Here is a 1700-nt window from a genome sequence, read left to right on the forward strand (position 1 = left end):
CTACTTGTTCACTTCCCTCACGGCAACAGCCCGGCCAGGCTGTGTCGAGGTGCCCGACGCGTCGTTCCCATTTCGTCTGCCCACCGGCTTCACGGGTGTGGCTCTCTCATGGTCTGCGTGGCGTCGGGCACCGCCAGCGGGGAGTGGCTCAAGAGAGGTCTGCTCGGTCATCCCGAAGTAGCGCTGCCCACCCCGCCCCACTTGAGGCCAGGACGAGCCGGGAGCAGCGATGAGAACACGAAGATCGGCAACACCTCGGACAACGGTCCCGGCGGTGATCATCGGGATGGACCCGCACAAGCGCTCCGCCACGATCGAGGTCCTCGACGACACTGAGCGCGTGCTGCTGGGACAGCGCTTCAGCACCGACACCGATGGCTACCGCGCCATGCTCGCCGCGGTGAGCACCTGGCCGGCGCGGACGTGGGCGGTCGAAGGCGCCAACGGCGCCGGCCGGCACCTGGCGCAGCGCCTGGTCGCCGACGGTGAGACGGTGCTGGACGTCCCGGCGAAGCTGTCCGCGCAGGTTCGTGCGTTCGAGACCGGTCACGGCCGCAAGACCGATGCCACCGACGCTCACGCCATCGCTGCGGTCGCCGTTCGCCGCCGCAGGCATCGCCAGGCAGTGACCGATCGCCAGAGCGCGGGTCTGCGGGTGGTGACCGTTGACGATGAGAGCGTGGCGTTGCGGTTGCTGGCCGATCGTCGCGATGAGTTGGGCGTGCGCAAGACCGAGATCGTCAACCGGATCCACCGGCTGCTGAGTGAGTTGATCGGTGGTGGCGCGAAACGGTTCCTCACTGCAGCGCAGGCGAAAGACCTGGTTGAGGGTCTGACCCCTACTGGTCCGGCGGCGCTGATGCGGGCGCAGCTGGCCGCTGAGCTGGTGCAGGAGCTGGAGGGGATCCAGGTCAAGATCAAGGCCGCGAACCGGCAGCTGCGGCAGCTGGTGATCGACTCCGGTTCGCACCTGATGGATCTTTACGGCATCGGCCCCTCCAGTGCTGCCCGTCTACTCGGGGACGTCGGCGACATCGCCCGCTTCCCGACCCGGGACCACTTCGCGTCCTGGAACGGGACCGCACCGATCGATGCCTCCAGCGGCGAGAACGAGCACCATCGTCTGTCCCGGGCCGGGAACCGGCGCCTGAACCGGGTCCTGCACACGATGGCGATCGTCCAGCTGCGACAGCCGGGCACGGAGGGGCGGGTGTTCTTCGACCGCAAACGCGGTGAGGGGAAGTCGTCGATGGAGGCGCTGCGAGCGTTGAAGCGGCGGTTGTCCAACGTGGTCTATCGCCAGATGCTGGCTGATGCTGGCGGCCAGGGGAGCCCCAGGCAGTCGGACCTGCAGCCGGACCTGCAGCCGGACCTGCAGCCGGACCTGCAGTCGGACCTGCAGCCGGACCCGCAGCTCGATCCTGAAGGGCCGGAGACCACCGCAGAGCCTGCTTCGACGGCGTCTGCGTCAGCGGCCTCGGTGTCGGCTGCGGTGTCGGCTGCCTCGGTGGCCGCGTTGGTGAGCGCGGCGGTGATGACGGGTCCGGGAGGGCAGGCGGGGGCGGCTCTTGACTCCAGCGCGACCGACTGCGACCCCGGTGTCGGTTCTTCGGATGAGCCACTTCCCGGACCCGCAGGAACCAGCATCCCCACCGATGGACGTCGTCGCAAGGGCCCCTTGACATAGAGAGGAACCATGA

Annotated in this window: 1 protein-coding gene; it reads left to right on the plus strand. The window is 68.4% G+C overall.

Features of this window, described 5'->3' with window-relative positions; all coding sequences use genetic code 11:
• Positions 1 to 274 precede the first annotated feature (274 nt).
• Entirely contained in the window at positions 275 to 1687 is a 1413-nt protein-coding gene (locus tag AB2L28_RS20740) for an IS110 family RNA-guided transposase (protein ID WP_370720898.1), read from the plus strand.
• The last annotated feature ends 13 nt before the right edge of the window (positions 1688 to 1700 follow it).

This window comes from Kineococcus mangrovi (assembly GCF_041320705.1).
Taxonomy (GTDB): Bacteria; Actinomycetota; Actinomycetes; order Actinomycetales; family Kineococcaceae; genus Kineococcus; species Kineococcus mangrovi.